Raw genomic sequence first — 18,228 nt, 5'->3', positions numbered from 1 at the left:
ATGTCTAGTACACGTTTAAAGCTGGATTGTGCTGCTACGCAACAATCCAGCTTTATTTTTAAGTTCACGAACCACCTTTTTGAATCGTCAAGCACGATATACTTTGGCAAAGCTAGTATACCGATCCACTTGACGACGGTCAATTTCATATCCAATGCCAGGCTTCTCCGGAACAGTTATCATTCCATCCTGAACAACAACCTCCGGAACAATAATGTCTTTTTCCCAATAGTGGGAAGAAGCGGCGGTATCTCCTGGCATCGTAAAGTTTTCTAACGTCGTCATTGCAATATTATGCGCCCGTCCAACCCCCGCTTCAAGCATGCCGCCGCACCAGACGGGGATGCCGTTTGCTTGACAAAGATCGTGAATCCGTTTCGCTTCCGTCAAACCCCCGACCCGTCCAATTTTTATGTTCACCACTTGGCAGCTGCCAAGCTGAATTGCCTTTCGGACGTCTTCCATCGAGTGAATGCTTTCATCTAAGCAAATTGGGGTATTGATATGCCGCTGCAATGCCGCATGATCAATAATATCATCAGCGGCAAGCGGCTGTTCAATCATCATCAGCTGAAACTCATCTAGCGCTTTTAAACGGTCGATGTCCTGCAAAGAATAGGCAGAATTCGCATCTGCCATCAGCGGAACATCCGGAAAACGGCGACGGACTTCGCGAATGATATCAACGTCCCACCCAGGCTTAATTTTGATTTTAATGCGCCGGTATCCTTTTTGCACGTATCGGTCAATCACCCGCAACAAATCAGCGACGCTTTGCTGAATGCCGATGCTTACTCCGACTTCAATGTACTTTTTTGTTCCGCCGAGTGTTTTATGTAATGGCAATTGCTGCTTTTTCGCAAATAAATCCCATATCGCTCCCTCTATCGCCGCTTTCGCCATTTGATTTTTGCGAATAGGCGAAAAACGCTGCTCGAGCTCTTGCGGATGGGAAATAGGCGCTTGAAATAAAAGCGGCAATAAAAAGTCCTCCAGCATATGCCAATTCGTTTTTACCGTTTCCTCATTATACCATGGGGACGAAAAGGCGACCGATTCCCCCCATCCAGACACCCCGTCCTCGTCGATTGCCTCCACTAAAATAAACTCTTTGTTTCGAAACGTCCCAAAACTTGTCGTAAACGGCGATTTCAGTTCCATTTGCAAATGGCGCAGTATAACGTATTTTACATTAATTCCCATTTGTATTTTCCTCCTACTTATAACGGCAGTTGGTCACGCCTTACACACACATAATATAATACAGGTTCACGTTCGCGGCGAATGACATGCGCCACCGCCCATCCATCGCGAAAGAGGAGAGTAAAAACAGCACGGGTTTTGTAGCGCCAATCAAGTACCAGTGAATGATTTCTTTCTTTCAGCTCCTGAAACTGAAGGGGAATCGCTACCAACAAAAAAGAGGAATGATCTGCATCCCATTTTTTCATCGGCAAGGGCACCGATGATAATGCCGCCGTTTTTCGCCACCGTCACCGTCTGATGGGTTGGAATCGGGGAGGTTCCCCATATTTCCGCTTCCAATCGCGCCATTTCATTAAGTTCTTCCATCGTCTCAATTTTTCGCAGCAAGATACTCACTTTCTGCCTCTCCTTGCAACGTGAAATGATCAAATGTTTCTATAATGGTTTTTGCTAATATTTCAATGCCTACTAATAAATCCTCGCGCCGGAATGTCATTTGCGGATGATGCAATCCCGGTTTTAAATCGCAGCCAAGCCCTAACATCGTCGTTTTTAGCGTCGGTTTTTTAAAGGAATAAAAATGAAAATCTTCTCCTCCTGATGTCACGACCGGCGGCAGGCATTTGTCTTCGCCTAGCGTGTCGATAATCGCCCGTTCCATGAATTGCTGCGCCTGCGGATCAGGATTCGCGGCGACGATGCGCGCATTAGCACGCAGCTCAATCTCGGCATCATAAATAGCGGCAATCCCTTTCACAACGTGATTCAATCCCTCCACTAACTGGTCCATCGCTTCGTTTGTCTGCGCGCGCAAATCAAGGGCAAACTCGGCGTAATCCGGTATGATATTCGCATTTTTTTCTCCGGCATGAAACCTCGTCATTTTAATGGACGCTGGAACTTGCGGATCAATATGAATTTTGCTTAGCTCTTGTACGATCGCGCTGCCGACTTCAATGACATTGACGCCGAGATGCGGCCTTGCGGCATGCGCTGCCACCCCTCTAATCCGTCCTTCAATGCATTGCGCTGCCCCGTGCAAAATGGCCGGCGCCGCATAACCGCTTTTCACTTCCTGAATTGGTCGCAAATGGACGCCATACAGAAAATCAATGTCGTCGACTACGCCTTTTTCCACAAATTTCAACGCCCCTGCTCCTGTTTCCTCTGCTGGCTGGAAAAGAAGCTTTAATTTCCCAGGCGGCTTATAGCCAATGCGGTTAAACAGCTTTGCTACCCCCAGCACCATTGTCATATGAGCATCATGTCCGCACGCATGATTCCCCTTCCATACGCCGTTTACTTCCTGCCAAAGGGCATCCATATCGCTACGCAGTCCAACCGTCAACGGTCCACTTCCGATTTCCCCAACCACACCAGGACAATCGGCAAACGTTTGGACGCGATACCCTTCCTGCAGCAGCTGTTGCTTCATAAACTGTGTCGTTTTCCACTCTTCCCAGCTAATTTCCGGATGACGATGGAGATAGTCGAAAATTTCTAATATCTCTTCCCCCATCTCGTTGATGATGTTCCTCATTCTGCTCTCCCCCGCTGATATCATAGTCAACTTTTCGAAACATTGGAGCGTTTCAAAAAAGTTATTACACATTATTATAATATTCAAAAAAAATGTTGCAACCTTAGGCATATTGATTAAACGAGAAAAACTACTGGTAATTACAACAAAAAGTCCTAAACTTCGCGATTCGAAGTTTAGGACGCATCATGCCCGCCATCGTTTGATCAGCTGATTGACGACTTCGGAAAAAATCAATCCCATCGCAATCGCTCCGGAAATCATAAACGCTTTGGCCGCAAGCGATATCGCCGTATTATAGTCATTGAGAACGACATGGCGCATCGCTTCAAACGCCGTTCCCCCCGGCACGAGCGGAATGATCCCGGAAACGCTGAAAATGGTGGCCGGCGTCTTATAAAGCCGCGCAAACAAATTGCTGAGCATCGCCACGAAAAAAGCGGCAATAAACGTCGCCATCACATGGTTTACATGCTGTTCGGCAAACAAAATATAGACCATCCAGCCGACCATTCCGACAAACCCGCTATTGATTAATAATTTTTTTGGAATGTTAAAAATCACCCCAAATAAAGCCGAAGCAATAAAACTGAGCAATAATTGCTGAACAATCATTCACACTTCCCCTTATTAACGAATCGATAAAATAAGCGCAATGCCCGTACCGATGGCAAACGCCGTCAAAAACGCCTCTGCTCCCCGGGATAGCCCGGCAATAAGATGTCCTGCCATTAAATCCCGCACCGCGTTAGTAATCGCTAATCCCGGTACTAACGGCATCACCGACCCGATCATCATTTTTCCTAAATCCGTTCCTAACCCCGCCATCAGCATTAGCAGCGCCAACCCGCCAGCAACAAATGAAGCGAAAAACTCGGCGAAAAAGCGGATTTTCACAAGACGATGAATCATTTCAAAGCAATAAAACCCCGCCCCTCCGGAAAGAAGCGAAGGAAGAAAATTATTCCATCCGCCAAGCATAACGGCAAAACAACCGCTCGCGATCGCTGCCGCGACCACTTGCTGCCAAAGAGGGTAGGTGAATTTCTGCGCTTCCACTTCTTTTAACTGTTCGTACGCCTCCTCAAGCGACAGCTCCCCATTGCTAATCTTGCGGGAAATGCTGTTCACCAGCGCTACTTTCTGCAAATCAGTCGAGCGCTCGGAAATGCGGATAAACTGTGTCGAATTCTTTTTATCAATCGAAAAAATAATCCCTGTCGGCGTCACATAGCTATGCGAACGGGGAATGCCAAAGGAAGCGGCGATACGCGTCATCGTATCTTCCACGCGATACGTTTCCCCACCGCTTTCGAGCATAATTTTCCCTGCGAGCAGACAAACTTCGACAATCTCATTCGTTCGGTCTGAATAAGTTGGCATGTTTCACCTCTCCATCTATACTTTACTTTGAGATATTACAAAAAAATAGATCGTTACACAACAGTGTTTCCTTCTTTTACATCCCCGCCGCTTTCATACCAAGAAATGCGAGCAATATGCCAAGCATATAGCTGGCCACAAGATAGAGAATGAGCAGTTGCCATTGCTTGTTCCTATATAAAGTAATGTTCTCAAGCTTAAACGTTGAAAAAGTCGTAAACGCCCCCATAAACCCTGTTCCAAAAAGAAGGTTCCAGGAAGCGTCCCATCCTTTTCCAATAATATATCCAAGCAAAAAAGAGCCGACTAAATTGACCAATAATGTAGCGAGCGGAAAGGAAGAAGGGTATTTACGTTTGATCCAATTGCTGACGCCAAAGCGCGCGATTGCGCCGAAAAACCCGCCGACTGCTACAAGTACGCTATTCCATAACATAAGGCTCCCCCCTACTCCGCCGTTTCTTTCCGGGTACGCAAGCCGCCTTCTCCAAACCGAAATCCCAGCCATGACATTGCCAATCCTCCGCATAGGCTGAGGAATACATAAAACAACGCCATTGTCCAATGGGACGTGCGCAGCAACTGAACAGTCTCGACGCTGAACGTAGAAAAAGTCGTAAATGATCCTACTAGTCCCGTTCCCAGTCCTGTTACCACATAAGGAGGGAGATTGCGCAGCCGCGGCAAATAGGTAGTCAGCCAGCCTAACGCAAAACAGCCGATCATATTGGCCAGCCATGTCGCCAAAGGAAACAATCCGTTCCACCAGCCGCCCACAAACAACCCTAAATAATAGCGTAGCAGCGCGCCGACAATTCCAGCGAGACCGACAACAATATAAACCACTGAGCCTCCTCCTTGTTCTTAAATTTATCAAAAAACAAACCCCTACCAATAATGATTTATTGGTAGGAGTCATCAGCCCGAACGGCAGTTATGGCGAACTCCATCGCCTATTCACTCTGTCCGTTATTATAACAAAAAGATATCTCATTGCCAATTTTGCATAGTTTCTTCCTTGATTGTTCTAAATAATTAGTTTTTATCAGCCATCTGTTTTTTCGTTCTTATTCTTCTGCACTGATCACGTATGGAAACGTTTATTACAATTTATTACAAAAAACACAAACTTTTGTCATCATCCTTCCCCGTTCATCACCGAACCGATGACATGGTTACTCTCCTTTCTTTTCCATCTTTCTATGTCTCTGGAACGATTCTTTTTGTTTTTCTCCTTTTTAGACAAAAAAAGTGGATTTCTTTACGAAACATATAGCGAAACCAAATAATGAACATATTTCAGGAGGGGTACATATGAACAAACGAAAATCGATTTATCGCGTCCTATCTAGTGGTGCGCTGGCTGCCATCGTTGCTTTTTCCTTCAGCGGCTCTCCTACATTCGCTAGCACGGACACCACAGTGCAGACAAACACCGCGAATCAAGTTGATGCCAACACAAAAGCTCCATCACTTTTACCTGGCGACTTTTTCTACTTCGTCAAAACGATGATGGAAAAAATTGAGTTGGCCCTCACTTTCAATGATGTCGAAAAAGCGAAGCTACTTGCGGATTTTACCGAAAACCGCATCGCTGAAGCAAAAACACTTTTAGAAAAAGGCGAAACACAAGCGGCGAAAGAAGTTTTAGAAAAAGCATTGCAGCAGCAAGAAGAAGCATTCAAAACATATGAAGAAAGCCAAAAAGAAGAACAAAAAGATACGGAACAAAAAGATGACGAAACAGCAATCAACACGGATGAGTTGCGCAAGCAGCTGGAAGAAAAATTCTCGAAAAATATCCTTGCCTTACAAGCAGCGCTAGAAAAAGTCAAAAATCCTCACGCAAAAGAAGTGCTGGCCCGCAACATTGAAAAGGCAAAAGAAAAACTGGAAGCGAAAATGGAAAAACGTTTAGAAAAATGGGAGAAAAAACAACAATCTGAAGAAACGACTGACGTTAATCAACAACCAACTGACGAAACAACAGACAACAATAAAACAACAAACATGAATGAGCAACAAACAAATGATACAGAAACGACAGACAAATCAACTGATACAGCCAAACAACCGACAGCAGATACAACGAATACAAATCAAACAGCAGCAAAACTGCCGGCGGTAAAACCTCATGCGGCACAAGCAAGCGTGACAAGCAAAACAACCGCCACAACGCAAGCAAACAAACAAAAACAGCCAACGGCAAAAGCTAAAACGGCAAAACATGCACCATCCGCTAAACATGTAACAGAACAGCCACGCCATAACGTTGAAAAACAACTATCTGCAAAATTACAAATTGGGGTAACAAAAACAAAAGAAGAAAAAGCAGCCAATCATGCTGCCAAGGCTTCTGAAGACAAACAAGATAAAAAGGAAAAAAGCGGGAAGTAATTTAAATATACTATAATGATTAGAGGATACTATGTTCAATATAAGAGCATATATCCTCTTTTTCATTGATGGTGTTGCTTACGCAGAGGTTTATAAACTATAGGCACATAACATGACTAATATGTGCTTACCTTTTTAGATTTTAGTTCTTGATAAAGACCTTTCCTTTCTTTTTATAACGAAATTGCCGTTCCTTTTCCGTTCTCTACCGCTTTTTTATATACTCCCATTGCGGCGGCAAGATCCAATGAAGCGACACCGACACATTTGAATAACGTGATCTCTTTCTCATGTTGCCTTCCGCTTTTTTCGCCTGTTACCAATTCACCGACTTCAGCGTCGATTTGTTCAAACGACCATGTTCCAGTGTTTGCTGCTTGAATAAGCTCGCCCGCTTCGTGTTTGACTCCTGACTTTGTATCAACCACGATGCGATCCGCCTTCAAAATCGTTTCTACATCTAATTCCTGCATATGCGGAAGATAGGAGCCAATGGCATTAATATGCGTCCCCGGCTGCAATGCCGTTCCTGAAAAAACTGGAGTTGTCGAGCGCGTGCTGCAAATAACGATATGCGCTTGACGTACCGCCTCATCTGCATTATCCATCACGTGGATCGTACCTTGCCACTCGGGATACGCTTCCCGAATATATGCCGCAAATTGCTCCGCTTTTTCTTTCGTTCGGTTATAAAGAAACATTTTCGTAATCGGCCTTACTGCAAGCATTCCCGCTACCTGCTCCCTCGCCATCGCTCCCGTTCCAATTACCGCCAGCCGCGAAGCATCCCGCCGCGCTAAATATTTCGCGGCAATCGCGCACACCGCCCCCGTCCGCAGCCTCGTTAAGTACGTGGCGTTCAGCAGCGCCGCATGCTCGCCCGTCTCCGTATTTGTTACCACGATCACCCCTTGGGTGGTCGGCTTCCCATGTTTCAGATTATGCGGAAAAATGCTGACGACTTTCACTGCTGCCATCGATGATGCGGCGCATGGCATATAAAGAACCGAGGCATCTCGCTCAGGGAAATTCAGCACGGTGCGTTCCGGGTTTTGCAGCTTTCCGCTGCGCTCCTCACGCAATATCGCCTCCACGTCGCGAATGGCATCTTCTATCGTATAGACGGATTGGATTTCTCTTTCCGATAAAACAATCATTGCCCCTTCCCCCCTGTTAGGAAAAAACGGAACCGCCTAGGCGATTCCGCTTTTATTGGTTACGTCGTGGTCCAGCGCTTCGTTTTTCCGGTCGCGAACCGACCAAACGGCAATCAGCGAAATAAGCGAAGCGAAAATAATATACAGGGCCACAGGTACATACGAATTGTCATACGCCGCTAGCAATGCGGTCGCAATAAGCGGAGCCGTTCCGCCAGCAACCGCCGCCCCGATTTGGTATCCGAGCGAAATGCCCGTATAGCGCACATTGGATTTAAATATTTCCGAAAACATCGTCCCTAACACGGCCGTAATCGGCGCCCAAATGATGCCGAGCCCGATCACCGTCGCGATAATCATCAGCGTAACCGAGCCTTGCTGCAGCATCCAGAAATACGGGAACGCATACAAGATCATCAACACGGTTCCCCCAATATAAAGCGGTTTGCGCCCGACCTTATCGGACCAGCTGCCCATAATTGGAATTAAAATTGTCGTAAAAACGGTCGCAATCGTTACCGCGTTTAATGCCGCTGTTTTTGAAAATCCTAAATATGTTGTCGCGTAAGAAACAATGAACGTTCCAAAAATATAGAACGGAGCGGTCTCGACCACTTTTCCGCCCACCGCGATCAACACTTCTTTCCACTGTGTCTTCAGCGTCTCTAATAACGGAACTTTCGCAATTTCTCCTTTTTCTTGAATCTTCTTAAATGACGGTGTCTCATCAATCCCTTTGCGAATCCATAACCCAAAAAAGACAAGGAACGTGCTTAACAAAAACGGAATCCGCCAGCCCCATGTCATAAAGGCATCATCGGGCATTAGCGTCATTAATGACATAACGAATGTTCCTAGCAACAGGCCAATCGTCACACCCATTTGCGGAATGCTGCCGAAAAATCCGCGTCTTTCTTTCGGAGCGTACTCTACGGCAAGCAACAGCGCGCCGCCCCATTCGCCGCCAAGGCCGAGCCCTTGAATTAGGCGAAGCAAAATTAACAAAATCGGCGCCCATACCCCTATTGTTTCGTACGTCGGAAGAAGCCCCATCCCTGCAGTCGCAAGTCCCATTAAGCTTAGCGTAAAAATCAATGTCTTTTTCCGCCCAATTTTATCGCCGATATGACTGAAAATAACGCCGCCTAGTGGGCGAATAAAGAAGGAAAGCGCAAATGATGCATAGGATAAAAGCAGCCCTACTGTTGGATTTTCGCTTGGGAAAAACAATTGATTAAAGACAAGCGCGGCTACCGTTCCATACAGGAAATAGTCAAACCATTCGATCGAACTCCCGACAAGACTTGCCACTAGCACACGACGTGATACTCCCTTATCCACCGGTATTCCCCCCTATTCTTTGTTGTCCCTTAACAATAATATTTTATTTCTAATATTCAGAATTATTTATGCAAAATTTGCTTAGTTCTATTTTCATCCCGCGACCATGCCTTTTTGTTCATTGGTGAATGCTGGTCTGTTCTTGCTGCCCGGCATTGATAAGCTTCGAAATACGGACAAATCCGATGAAGCAAAGCACGTATATTCCCCAACTGATTACTTGCCTAAGAATTCTTGCTTTATCAAACGCTTCGACGCCATAATGTGCGATCAACCAAGCTTTGATGCCAGCAAGAAGCAAATCACGCAATGCAAAGGCCAATGTTATCCATTGAAACAAAGATAAGACGTCTTTTTGAAAAAACCGCTGTTTCATCACTTGACGATTTGCTCCCTGCATCTCCACAAAGTCCAGCGAGATATAAAGGATGATTGGCTTATTTGCCGCCATCGTCGCCAGAAACAAAATCGCCAATGCCACCGAATAATATACTTCGTTCCATAACATTTGCAGCGCAGAGCCGGCCAGCACGTCTAACAGCGTTTCAATGACTAAATTAGCGATCATAAATATGCCAAAAAAGTTGATTTTTCTAATGGAAAGAAAGCGGTATACGGTGTACACCATGCCGGGAACGGCGGAAATGAGCATCGCATAATAGTCGCCGATATGTCCGCGCGCCGCATGCCAAACAACTAATGGAAAAATGATATAGCATACTACATCAAGCAGCACCACTTGCTTAGACATTTGCTTTCCACCTATCTTGCATTTTCCTGCTCTCTATTTCGCTTCCCATCCATGTAATTCCTGCAAAATACTTGACTAGTTTGCCTTTTCACGAATAACAGACAGCGCATTCGCTTGCACACAAACCGATACGCTCCCCGAGCCGATATTTTCCCCATCGGCATGCAAAGGAAGAGGAGAACTGGTATGTATGTGAATCTGTTTCCCAGTAAGCACTTTCACTTCCTTCATTTTTGTATGCCCGCCCCAAAAAACCGTCACAAATAACAGCAATATTTTTAACCGTGATATGTTGTCCACGACAATGATCTGGAACAGACCATCGTCCGATTTTGCGTACGGCGCTATTTTCATTCCTCCCCCATAATAAGGATGGTTTGATATCGTGACAAGCCAGGTCCGCTCAAATAAATGCTTCTCTCCATCAATCTGTAAAACTACTTTGGCCGGCTGATAGAACATTAATTCTTTCATTAAATAAAACACATAGACGAATTTACCAAGAGCAAGGCGGTTGAACAGCGACTTTAGTTTAGAGCTGTTCGCTTTTCGCGCAATTTGCGCGTCAAAGCCGCAGCCTAAATTGTTCACAAACAGCCCTTCTCGTACATGTGGGCCTGCAAATTGGCCGATATCATAGGCAGAAAAACAATGGTTTTTCAGCAATAAGAGAATATGCTCCAGCGCTTTTCGGGGATGATTCGGAATGTGGATGTCGCGCGAAAAGTCATTGCCCGTGCCGGCTGGTATATAGCCGACAATACCATGCTTAAATGGAAAGACACCGTTTGCGACCTCATGGACCGTGCCGTCGCCGCCGACGGCAATAATGGCGGTAGTTTCACTCGTACTCTCCATGATTTTCCTGGCGATCCTTTTTCCATCACCTTGCCTCGCGGTAAAAAATACTTGATACGAAATATGTTTTTCGTGAAGAACTTTCTCTAATCTTTTCCATACCTTTTTGCACCGCCCGTTTTTCGCCGCTGGATTGACAATAAAATAAAGTTTCATTCTTCCCCCTCTTCTCCGCTAAAAATCTATTAATTGATTTCCGATGGTTTTTGGTTAATTGCATGCGTATATACATAGATTAACATTATTGTACATTATTTCTTTGTTTTGTATGAAGCAATGTCCGACAAATCTTAACCCGATTTTTCTTTCATAAAAGAAAAAATCCGAACTCCCCGTTTGAGTTCGGATTTCTCTTCCTTTCATCAATCTTCCCCGATGATCTTTACTTCTAATTCCAGTTCGACGCCAAACTTCTCTTTCACCGTCTTGCGCACCATTTCGATCGTCGCGATATAATCGGCGGCAGTCGCATTATTTTTATTAATGATAAACCCGGCATGTTTTGTCGACACTTCTGCGCCGCCGACTCCTTTTCCTTGCAGGCCGCTGTCTTGAATGAGTTTGCCGGCAAAATATCCAGGCGGGCGTTTAAATACGCTGCCGACCGATGGGTACTCGAGCGGCTGCTTCGATTCACGCTGGAACGTTAAATCGTCCATTTTTGCTTTGATTTTTTGCCGATCGCCTTTTTCGAGCTGAAACACGACTTCGAGCACAATGTCGCGCGTCTTGCTGATAATGCTCGTGCGGTAGCCTAATTGCAAATCATCTTTATACATCGTTTTTAGCTCGCCTTTTTGCGTGACAACCTTCACATGGTCCAGCACGTCTTTTACTTCCCCGCCGTAGGCGCCCGCGTTCATCATAATCGCGCCGCCGACAGAGCCAGGGATGCCGCAGGCAAATTCGAGTCCTGTCAAGCTATGTTCCAAGGCGAATCGGGAAACAGCTTTAATGTCGGCGCCGCTTTGCGCAATAATTTTTTCCCCTTCCACCTTTATTTCCGCAAGATGTTTTAATTGCATGACAATGCCGCGAATGCCGCCGTCGCGGACGATCACATTCGATCCGTTTCCAAGCAATGTGAAAGGAAGCTGATATTTTTCTTTCAGGCGAATAACGCCAACGACTTGTTCATACGTCGTCGGCCAGACAAGAAAATCCGCCTTTCCGCCGATTTTCACTAACGTATGGTATTTCAGCGGTTCATCACGCAATACATTTTCTTTCCCGCAAATTTTCACTAATTCTTGATAAATCATATCATTTGCAGACATCGCTTTTCCCTCTTTACTTTTCTATTCATTATGATGAAATACGTATATCCGCTTCTAATTTCATCTCGACATTTCCTTTTATCGCTCTTGATATCATGCAGCTTTTTTCCGCTTTTTCCGCAAGGAGCGCTGCTTTTTGGACATCTTTGTCTGTCGCGCCGGCAGCCAATGTAATCGCAGGGCGATGGATGATCGTTTTGTAGGTAATTACTCCTCGCTCTACCTCCACAATTCCTTCTGATTCCATTGTGAGCTCATCGACCGCAATCGAAGAACGTTCTAACATCGCCGCCAGCGTAATCAAATAACATGTTGCTGCTGCGCCTAACAACATTTCATCCGGATTTGTCCCAATTCCCGGGCCATCCATTTCCGTTGGAACGGATACTTTCGTCTTCAACTGACCGGCGTCAATAAAGCCGCTGCCATTTCTTCCGCCAGACCAATTCGCTTTTAAGAAAAAATGATGCTGTTCCATCGCACTCCTCCGCACCAAGAAAAATCATCCAACGTCACATACCAATCCACGTCTGCGTTCTTATGACGGAACGCCATATTTTATTGTACAATAAACGCTTCGTTTTGATAATGAATAAAATCTAACAATAATCCCCCACCCCTTAACAGCCAGTGAGCTCTTTTGCCTATTGTAGTAAAATCTTTTTCTACCGACTTTTCCATAATAATTATGTAGTCAGTCTCTTTTTTATACAGATTAAATGAATAAAAACGATACCATGACGTATTCACTGCCGGGCATGATGCATACGTCCATCGGCTCGCTATAAAAGAAAAAGCTGATCGACGGAAGAATTGCCGTTTTCCATCAATCAGCCATACGATCGTAGTATTGAAATTAGGCCTTCTTTAAAGCTTCATCCAAAATCAACAAGGATAACTCATGGTCATTGATCACGTAAGGAACTTCTTCCGGTTCAACCCATATTCGTGAAGTGGATTCATTTTGACGAGAAAATGGTAAACATTGGGTGATATCCATCCTATAAAACAATTGGTATCCAATGAGCGGATACTTGCCGTTAGGGTCAAATAAGGGATTATCCTCATGGCTCACTTCAATCATTCCCAAATATTTAATATTTCCTTTTACACAACCTTCTTCATAGGCTTCCCGGTGAAAAGCTTGCTCTGGAGATTCGCCTTGTTCTACATGTCCGCCTGGAATACTAAACCCTCTGCCTTTTATGTGAACTAATAGAATTTTATTTTCATAAAAACAGAATCCATGCACACTTGTGACTTTACTCAAATCGGGCAACTGATCGGAAGGAATCCATGTGAGCTTCACGTTTTGTCCTCCCCAATCTACATAAATTGTTTTGTTCACAGTTCCCACTCCAATCGTTAAATATTACCTCCCTAAATTTTTATTCAGTCATGTGTGCTATTTAATTAGGAGGCTTTTGTTGCCCAAATACAACATAAATAAGCGGATAACCTTTCCAAAGGAATTTTTAGGGTCAGCTCATTCCCGGTATGATCAGCCCCGGGCTCGAACTAGGGATATCTCCACCCTGTCAAGATTCGTTTAGGAATTTTCTATAATTTCCTAAAATATCCGCAACTCTACTCGTATCAAGGGCTGTGTGCATTTTCTTGTTTTGCTTATTTCCTTGTGTAATCGGAAATTTATTAAATTATGTGGCCAAATTTGTGAGCAAAAATACTTTTTTGATGCGGTTCATCGTAACATTGGATAGGGGAAATAAAAAGGAGACTACCTTAATTTTCTAGTCTCCTTTTTATGAAGTAAGTTCTTTAATATCAAAACGATTTACAGAAAAATTCCAATTAAGTCTTATAAACTCAATTATCTTACTAAAACTAATAAAATTTGAACTAAAGTGAGGCTTATCGTAGTAAACATGGAGATGTTCAATTTCTTTCTTAGGCGGGTTTTTTAATAAAATATCCCTGTCATATCTAAAAAAATAAATTTCCCTATCTTCATCCCTGTAGTCCCATATTCCATAATGGTAACTATACTCAAAAATATATAAATGTTTATTTCTAATGTCTTGTAATAATACTTCTTTCACTTGCAAATAACTTAAGTCATCAAAAATTAATCCACTTGGCTTTTCTTTTTTATTTTCCGGTAAAGGATTACAAATTCTCATTACTAAAAAAGGCCGTTCTTCAATTATTACAGGTTCATCCTGTTTTTGAATAATCAGCGGGAAACCTGTTGATTCAGAACTCTGGATCTTCAAGCCTAACTGATTTATGGCTCTAAGTAGAGAACGGTAATAATCGTCCGGGGTCATTTTACCGATCAAATGTAAATCCTGAATTTTGGCGTTTTGAACATCTTGTTGAGTCAGTATATATCGTTTCTTAGTCATTATCTAACTCACCATCTAAGCCAAGTTGTTTTGCATATAACGCCCATAATTGCATATCTACATTTCCTTCATAATCCCTTTCCTTGAACCATCTTAAAAATTCTTTAGTATTCATTTTATAAAGGTTCTCACAATAGTCAATAAACCCCTCAATATTAAAATCATTTATATCTTGAGCAGCAACAGAGTCATAAGCCTCCTTAAACAATTCTTCATCAGACTTTAGTTCCCCATCCCGCATATTGTCAACCTCACTGTCCTCATTAATACTAGGAGTAGGTTTGACAATAACATAATTATTTATACCATCCTCATACTTATTAAATAATAAAGAAGCCAATTCACCCACATTTTCTTCGATGTATATTTGTTTGTAGTCCTCAAACCATAACTCCTGATTTGATACAGTATATGAGGCTGGGGAATCAATGTATTCCACATAGTTATTAAAGCAATCCAATATTGGTGTCATTGTTAAATCACACTCTCAAAAATCGTTTAATTTGCAAAGTGATCTCTGAATCAATGAAATGCTTCAAATCTAAAAGATTTCTCTCTATCATTTCAACTTCCTTACAATTTATAGAAGTTACTATTCTACAACTTATATTTTTGTCATTATTTATCACTAGAGAGATAAAAAAAGGGCGGGATTTTAGACTATATTTAAACCCTATAAACTCAGTATTTACTCCTTCTGGAACAAAATTGAATAAATAATTAAACTCTTCTTTGGAAAAATTTATTTCTGAAATAAGGGCAAAACCCGGTTCTTCACGAAAATTATAGATTCGAAGAGAGTTCAAAACAGTCGAAATGATATTATAATCTTCCCACCTATTAATGGAAAACTCAATGAAGTCTTTATTTAGCAAAACGGTATATTCATTTGCTTCGCTTTTCATCAGACAACTAAAGTTTCTTAAAAGAATATCATCAAATAAATTTTGTATTGGTGTAATAATGTGATTAATAGTTTCCTTACCATCAATATCCAAATTATGTTTTATTTTCACTTTAATATTTCTTACTATCATTTTACATCACTACCTTGGTTGGTATTTTATTTAAGTTTATCACATTTTGCTTAATTAATTCTATTACGGGTTTTAATGCCTTATATACCCTCAACAGGCTTATCAAGCCAGAGAGTATTTATCTACTATTGTTTTTTTAATTCTAAATATTTTTAGAAAGTTTTTCCAATCTGTTTATTTCCTTCACTTTATTATCTGCTTTCATTAGAAACCTATTGTATTCTTAAAGGTATTTTTTGGTATGAGCGATTTGTTCTGGATTTATGGTTGTCAGATAATTAAAGTCCAAACATTCATTTCAAATGAAAAAGAGGATAGAAGCATATCTTTAATATTCTGCATCGTAGTTTCATAATCCTCTTCTATCAACGAACAAAAACAAACCAAGTAATTGTCAAGGTACTTACTCGCAACCCCTTTGAATCGGTCAATCCATTGTTTCGTACATCTGTGGAAGCTGTTGACGTTTTGGATATGATAGATGCCTTTATGACGTGTGTGCCATCAGCAGATTTGATTCGATAATGTTCCAATCCTTTTTCTTTGGCATACGCCTTGTAGGTTCATCAAGCATCTGTAACCAATACATTATCACTATGAAGTTTCGAGCCGATAACTTTATCTACTTTGGATTTAACGACACGACCTATACCATACATAGTGCCAATTACAGCTAATCCAATCTTCCGGATTAAGTTCATTTATTTTTGTTATCCAATCTAATGCATCCTATATCAAGCCTCTTTTGCATCATATGTCTTTGCGTTTAAACACAAATAAAGAAAGAAATAACAACAAGGAGATATAAATAAGCAATATCATTACCGAAAAACCAAGAGTCATTCCCTCTATTAACGGTGCCCCCTCTTCATACATACGCAAATCTGTATTGGCAAAAACTAAGTATTTGCTCCAATCGTATTTACTTAACAATTGGGCAATAGGGTCGCTGACTGAAGAAGCGACGATTGCTATGATAATTGAGGGACCATTTGATCGCAAAATCGTAGATATCGTAAACGCAACGGTCGCAAAGAACAAAACAGGAAAAAACTGATAAAAATAAGATTTTAGAATGCCCAGTACGACAGATTGCTCAACCACTTTTCCATCTACTATCTTTAATGTAGGATACGAATCTATACGAAATCCATATAAAATTAGCCCCTCCATTAACGAAAATAAAGCCAATATTCCGCACAAAATCATGTATAAAGCCACAACTACCGCGAATTTGGAAAGCAGAATTTCCGTGCGGGTTGCCGGTCTTACCATTAAAAGATTCATCGTTCCCCACTGATACTCTTTGGAAACCATAGAACTAGCGTAAGCAATGAGTATTAAACTGACGACTGGCACTAAATCCGCACATTTGTTCATAAATCCAAGGGCGCTGTGATGGGCATTCGGAGGAATGTTGTGTTTCAGACGATATTCATTCAACTTCAATTCATCCTGCAGCCGCTTTGCCGATAAATTTCCTTTAGTCAATTCTTGCTGAATTTTTTCATTTTGCTCTATCAGCTCTTGTTTCCAATCTGTCCCCGCTCGCTTCTCCTTTTGCAGATCTACATATTCCCATCTTCCAAGGATAATAACAGGAATGAACAATATAATGCACGATGCGATGAAAAACTTTTGCTTTACTATCTTTAACAGCTCATTATAAATCAGGTTATTCAATGATATTCCCTCCAGTTGCTTCTAAAAAAATATCTTCAAGACTTTGTTTGGAGCGATAAATATAATACAAATCAATGTTGTTAGAAACGAGAGCTTTGACTACGGAAGGAATATCTTCTTCCTTCATTGATATGAACAATGCATGGTCTTTTACGCGAATTCGTGCTTCTCCGAACTCTTTCCTCAAAACTTGCACTGTTTTTTCCGCGTCGCCCACAATAAATGTAATTTCTTCTTGTGCCGATTTTTCCGTAATGTCATATGTTTTTATATGTTTGCCATTTTGAATGATTACGACGCGGTCGCACATCAGTTCAATCTCTGCTAGCAAATGGCTCGATACTAATATTGCTGTTCCTTCATGACGGGCAACGTTTTTTAAATAATCCCGCATTTCACGAATTCCCGCGGGATCAAGTCCATTCGTAGGTTCGTCCAAAATCAAAACGGAAGGTCGATGTAAAAGAGCTTGGGCAATCCCTAGCCGCTGTCTCATCCCTAAGGAATATGTTTTTGTTTTTTTATGAATTGCATGTTCAAGACCAAGCAATTCCACAATTTCTTTAATCCGTTCAACCGTTACTCCTTTTGCCATTCGGGCATAATATTTTAAATTATCGTAGCCGCTTAAAAATGGATAAAACGATGGGGTTTCGACGACGACTCCGATTTTCGAAATAGCTTGTTTAAAGTTCGTCTTTATGCTGTGCCCTTCAATGAAAATTTCTCCTTCTGTGATTGACGATAAACCAACTATCATTCGCATTGTCGTCGTTTTTCCTGCACCGTTCGGACCTAATAATCCTAATATTTCTCCCCGCCTTATATGAAAGGAAAGAGAATCTACAATAGTTTTGTTATCTATTTTTTTCGTAACGCTTTGTACTTCTAATACATGTTCCATCTTATTTTATTCACACCTTTTCTTTTTAACGTAACTTGGTGATCTGAAGATTTTTTAGCGTACCAACAGGTTATCTCATCCGTAAACCGGTTGATTGACTTAAGCGTTTTTCTAGTAACATGATAATCTGTTTTCTCATACTCTCCAAACATATGAACAATCGGGATAGTTCAACAAAGTGATTTTTAGTTGAATGATGGTGTTGCAAAACTAGAGTAAAAACTCAAAGTTATGCATAAGGATGCAGCATAACACATGCAGTACAAGTGGATCGATTTCGTAAGACCATGCATGTTCGCTGTTCCAATTGGAAATCATGAGCGTGTCC

The 18,228-nt window shown here is 42.1% G+C and carries 20 protein-coding genes, 1 pseudogene and 1 riboswitch; of the genes and pseudogenes, 1 reads left to right on the top strand and 20 read right to left on the bottom strand.

The genetic code is table 11. From position 1 onward, the window contains the following. Positions 1-87: 87 nt before the first annotated feature. The 7 genes from menC to crcB (AC1WMD_RS01610) all read right to left on the bottom strand — a co-directional run bounded on the left by menC (position 88) and on the right by crcB (AC1WMD_RS01610) (position 4,975). Positions 88-1,203, bottom strand: coding sequence for an o-succinylbenzoate synthase (gene menC, locus AC1WMD_RS01640; RefSeq protein WP_043903856.1), 1,116 nt, complete (start codon positions 1,201-1,203; stop codon positions 88-90). Positions 1,204-1,353: 150 nt separating this feature from the next. Then, positions 1,354-1,602, bottom strand: coding sequence for a hypothetical protein (locus AC1WMD_RS01635; RefSeq protein WP_494255839.1), 249 nt, complete (start codon positions 1,600-1,602; stop codon positions 1,354-1,356). Continuing rightward, positions 1,577-2,746, bottom strand: a complete 1,170-nt coding sequence (locus AC1WMD_RS01630) for a M20 peptidase aminoacylase family protein (RefSeq protein ID WP_043903854.1) — start codon at positions 2,744-2,746, stop codon at positions 1,577-1,579. Before AC1WMD_RS01630 ends, AC1WMD_RS01635 begins: the two co-directional genes overlap by 26 nt. A 186-nt stretch (positions 2,747-2,932) precedes the next feature. After that, entirely contained in the window at positions 2,933-3,361 is a 429-nt protein-coding gene (locus AC1WMD_RS01625) for a threonine/serine exporter family protein (protein WP_043903853.1), read from the bottom strand. Positions 3,362-3,376: 15 nt separating this feature from the next. Continuing rightward, positions 3,377-4,129 (bottom strand): threonine/serine exporter family protein, encoded by a 753-nt coding sequence (locus tag AC1WMD_RS01620; RefSeq protein ID WP_494255838.1) that lies wholly within the window; start codon positions 4,127-4,129, stop codon positions 3,377-3,379. Between the two features lie 76 nt (positions 4,130-4,205). Continuing rightward, entirely contained in the window at positions 4,206-4,565 is a 360-nt protein-coding gene (gene crcB / locus AC1WMD_RS01615; RefSeq protein WP_043903851.1) for a fluoride efflux transporter CrcB, read from the bottom strand. 11 nt (positions 4,566-4,576) lie between these two features. Next, positions 4,577-4,975, bottom strand: a complete 399-nt coding sequence (gene crcB, locus AC1WMD_RS01610; protein ID WP_043903850.1) for a fluoride efflux transporter CrcB — start codon at positions 4,973-4,975, stop codon at positions 4,577-4,579. A 56-nt stretch (positions 4,976-5,031) separates the two neighbouring features. Then, a riboswitch (Fluoride riboswitch) is annotated at positions 5,032-5,092 on the bottom strand. Positions 5,093-5,443: 351 nt separating this feature from the next. Here crcB (AC1WMD_RS01610) and AC1WMD_RS01605 point away from each other — a divergent pair. After that, the gene (locus tag AC1WMD_RS01605; RefSeq protein ID WP_494255837.1) at positions 5,444-6,526 is read left to right on the top strand and encodes a DUF5667 domain-containing protein; all 1,083 of its coding nucleotides are present in this window, start codon (positions 5,444-5,446) and stop codon (positions 6,524-6,526) included. Positions 6,527-6,699: 173 nt separating this feature from the next. Here AC1WMD_RS01605 and AC1WMD_RS01600 read toward each other — a convergent pair whose 3' ends face one another. From AC1WMD_RS01600 to AC1WMD_RS01540, 13 genes and pseudogenes are all read right to left on the bottom strand, one after another. Next, positions 6,700-7,683 carry an ornithine cyclodeaminase family protein gene (locus AC1WMD_RS01600; RefSeq protein WP_043903849.1) on the bottom strand — a complete coding sequence of 328 codons (984 nt, stop codon included), beginning with the start codon at positions 7,681-7,683 and terminating at the stop codon, positions 6,700-6,702. A 36-nt stretch (positions 7,684-7,719) separates the two neighbouring features. Then, complete coding sequence (locus AC1WMD_RS01595; protein ID WP_043903848.1) at positions 7,720-9,024, bottom strand: MFS transporter; 1,305 nt, start codon at positions 9,022-9,024, stop codon at positions 7,720-7,722. Positions 9,025-9,142: 118 nt separating this feature from the next. Continuing rightward, complete coding sequence (locus AC1WMD_RS01590; protein ID WP_494255836.1) at positions 9,143-9,775, bottom strand: VC0807 family protein; 633 nt, start codon at positions 9,773-9,775, stop codon at positions 9,143-9,145. 75 nt (positions 9,776-9,850) lie between these two features. Then, positions 9,851-10,789 (bottom strand): diacylglycerol/lipid kinase family protein, encoded by a 939-nt coding sequence (locus AC1WMD_RS01585; RefSeq protein WP_494255835.1) that lies wholly within the window; start codon positions 10,787-10,789, stop codon positions 9,851-9,853. A 206-nt stretch (positions 10,790-10,995) separates the two neighbouring features. Further along, a complete protein-coding gene (gene murB / locus AC1WMD_RS01580) occupies positions 10,996-11,910 on the bottom strand; it encodes a UDP-N-acetylmuramate dehydrogenase (protein ID WP_043903845.1) in 915 nt (304 codons plus the stop codon). 28 nt (positions 11,911-11,938) lie between these two features. Next, the gene (locus tag AC1WMD_RS01575; RefSeq protein WP_043903844.1) at positions 11,939-12,388 is read right to left on the bottom strand and encodes an OsmC family protein; all 450 of its coding nucleotides are present in this window, start codon (positions 12,386-12,388) and stop codon (positions 11,939-11,941) included. A 378-nt stretch (positions 12,389-12,766) separates the two neighbouring features. Continuing rightward, on the bottom strand, positions 12,767-13,219 hold the full coding sequence (locus tag AC1WMD_RS01570) for an NUDIX hydrolase (protein WP_494255834.1): 453 nt from the start codon (positions 13,217-13,219) through the stop codon (positions 12,767-12,769). Positions 13,220-13,673: 454 nt separating this feature from the next. Then, the gene (locus tag AC1WMD_RS01565) at positions 13,674-14,276 is read right to left on the bottom strand and encodes a hypothetical protein (RefSeq protein ID WP_494255833.1); all 603 of its coding nucleotides are present in this window, start codon (positions 14,274-14,276) and stop codon (positions 13,674-13,676) included. Beyond that, positions 14,269-14,748 carry a hypothetical protein gene (locus tag AC1WMD_RS01560; RefSeq protein ID WP_494255832.1) on the bottom strand — a complete coding sequence of 160 codons (480 nt, stop codon included), beginning with the start codon at positions 14,746-14,748 and terminating at the stop codon, positions 14,269-14,271. Before AC1WMD_RS01560 ends, AC1WMD_RS01565 begins: the two co-directional genes overlap by 8 nt. A 7-nt stretch (positions 14,749-14,755) precedes the next feature. Next, positions 14,756-15,313, bottom strand: a complete 558-nt coding sequence (locus tag AC1WMD_RS01555) for a hypothetical protein (RefSeq protein ID WP_494255831.1) — start codon at positions 15,311-15,313, stop codon at positions 14,756-14,758. Between the two features lie 270 nt (positions 15,314-15,583). Next, positions 15,584-15,963: pseudogene (locus tag AC1WMD_RS01550) on the bottom strand (IS1595 family transposase); the annotation flags it as partial. Between the two features lie 100 nt (positions 15,964-16,063). Next, a complete protein-coding gene (locus AC1WMD_RS01545; RefSeq protein WP_494255830.1) occupies positions 16,064-16,996 on the bottom strand; it encodes an ABC transporter permease in 933 nt (310 codons plus the stop codon). Next, complete coding sequence (locus AC1WMD_RS01540; RefSeq protein ID WP_494255829.1) at positions 16,989-17,900, bottom strand: ABC transporter ATP-binding protein; 912 nt, start codon at positions 17,898-17,900, stop codon at positions 16,989-16,991. The genes AC1WMD_RS01545 and AC1WMD_RS01540 overlap by 8 nt, the downstream gene beginning before the upstream one ends. Positions 17,901-18,228: the final 328 nt, after the last annotated feature.

It is taken from the genome of Parageobacillus sp. NEAU-HV-2, assembly GCF_059115485.1.
The sequence above is the reverse complement of the archived record's forward strand: the minus strand, read 5'-3'. Positions and strand labels throughout refer to the sequence as shown.

What these genes read in the sequence shown, in the direction of transcription:
- menC (WP_043903856.1), bottom strand. Translation starts at nt 1,203, where the DNA reads ATGGGAATTAATGTAAAATACGTTATACTGCGCCATTTGCAAATGGAA.
- AC1WMD_RS01630 (WP_043903854.1), bottom strand. Translation starts at nt 2,746, where the DNA reads ATGAGGAACATCATCAACGAGATGGGGGAAGAGATATTAGAAATTTTC.
- AC1WMD_RS01625 (WP_043903853.1), bottom strand. Translation starts at nt 3,361, where the DNA reads ATGATTGTTCAGCAATTATTGCTCAGTTTTATTGCTTCGGCTTTATTT.
- AC1WMD_RS01620 (WP_494255838.1), bottom strand. Translation starts at nt 4,129, where the DNA reads ATGCCAACTTATTCAGACCGAACGAATGAGATTGTCGAAGTTTGTCTG.
- crcB (WP_043903851.1), bottom strand. Translation starts at nt 4,565, where the DNA reads ATGTTATGGAATAGCGTACTTGTAGCAGTCGGCGGGTTTTTCGGCGCA.
- AC1WMD_RS01605 (WP_494255837.1), top strand. Translation starts at nt 5,444, where the DNA reads ATGAACAAACGAAAATCGATTTATCGCGTCCTATCTAGTGGTGCGCTG.
- AC1WMD_RS01600 (WP_043903849.1), bottom strand. Translation starts at nt 7,683, where the DNA reads ATGATTGTTTTATCGGAAAGAGAAATCCAATCCGTCTATACGATAGAA.
- AC1WMD_RS01590 (WP_494255836.1), bottom strand. Translation starts at nt 9,775, where the DNA reads ATGTCTAAGCAAGTGGTGCTGCTTGATGTAGTATGCTATATCATTTTT.
- AC1WMD_RS01585 (WP_494255835.1), bottom strand. Translation starts at nt 10,789, where the DNA reads ATGAAACTTTATTTTATTGTCAATCCAGCGGCGAAAAACGGGCGGTGC.
- murB (WP_043903845.1), bottom strand. Translation starts at nt 11,910, where the DNA reads ATGTCTGCAAATGATATGATTTATCAAGAATTAGTGAAAATTTGCGGG.
- AC1WMD_RS01575 (WP_043903844.1), bottom strand. Translation starts at nt 12,388, where the DNA reads ATGGAACAGCATCATTTTTTCTTAAAAGCGAATTGGTCTGGCGGAAGA.
- AC1WMD_RS01565 (WP_494255833.1), bottom strand. Translation starts at nt 14,276, where the DNA reads ATGACTAAGAAACGATATATACTGACTCAACAAGATGTTCAAAACGCC.
- AC1WMD_RS01560 (WP_494255832.1), bottom strand. Translation starts at nt 14,748, where the DNA reads ATGACACCAATATTGGATTGCTTTAATAACTATGTGGAATACATTGAT.
- AC1WMD_RS01555 (WP_494255831.1), bottom strand. Translation starts at nt 15,313, where the DNA reads ATGATAGTAAGAAATATTAAAGTGAAAATAAAACATAATTTGGATATT.
- AC1WMD_RS01540 (WP_494255829.1), bottom strand. Translation starts at nt 17,900, where the DNA reads ATGGAACATGTATTAGAAGTACAAAGCGTTACGAAAAAAATAGATAAC.